This is a genomic window from Campylobacter concisus (assembly GCF_002913045.1).
GTDB classification, from domain to species: domain Bacteria; phylum Campylobacterota; class Campylobacteria; order Campylobacterales; family Campylobacteraceae; genus Campylobacter_A; species Campylobacter_A concisus_AP.
Genome location: NZ_PPAF01000042.1, coordinates 1 through 447, shown reverse-complemented (window position 1 = coordinate 447; position 447 = coordinate 1). Strand labels below are relative to the sequence as shown.

Annotated in this window: 1 pseudogene; it reads left to right on the top strand. The window is 46.5% G+C overall.

The annotated features are described in order from the left end of the window. Nucleotides 1–447 (top strand): annotated as a pseudogene (locus CYP43_RS09195) (phosphoenolpyruvate carboxykinase (ATP)); the annotation flags it as partial.

Sequence of the window (447 nt, the reverse complement as noted above, 5' to 3'; positions counted from 1 at the left end):
CGTTCCGATCGATCACATCGACAATTACGAGCCAAGCTCAAGTGCCTGCCATCCAAAAAAAAGCATCTTTTAAGGTGCTGACGCTTTTGGCGTGCTTCCTCCAGGTGAAAAGATCACAAAAGAGCAGGCGATGTATTAGTGCCTTAGTGGTTATACAGCAAAAGGTGCTGGCACAGAGCGCGGTATAACTGAGCCAGTCGCTACTTTTAGCGCGTGCTTTGGCGAGCCATTTATGCGACTTCACCCAACTGTCTATGCAAAACTACTAGGCGAGAAGATCGATAAACACGGCGTTAATGTCTATCGTGTAAATACAGGCTGGGGCGGTGGTGCTTACGGCGTTGGTAAACGTATGAGCATAAGAGCAACTCGTGCTTGCATAAACGCGGTACTTGATGGCAGCATCGCAAAGTGCGAATTTGAAAATTTTGATAAATTTAACTTTGC